The following is a 201-nucleotide window of genomic DNA, read 5'->3' on the forward strand; positions in this document are numbered from 1 at the left end:
AACTTTTCGAGATATATTCGGAGAGTTTGATCCTGGCTCAGGATGAACGCTGGCGGCGTGCCTAACACATGCAAGTCGAGCGGAGCCGTGAGGGAGCTTGTTCTCAAGCGGCTTAGCGGCGGACGGGTGAGTAACGCGTGAGCAACCTGCCCTTCAGACAGGGATAACACCGCGAAAGTGGTGCTAATACCTGGTACACTC

General features: G+C 55.2%; 1 rRNA gene. It reads left to right on the forward strand.

The features are described 5' to 3' along the window. Positions 1 to 14: 14 nt before the first annotated feature. Positions 15 to 201: ribosomal RNA gene (locus JDF658_RS13635) — 16S ribosomal RNA — on the forward strand; the annotation flags it as partial.

It is taken from the genome of Carboxydocella sp. JDF658 (genome assembly GCF_002049395.1).
Lineage (GTDB): Bacteria > Bacillota.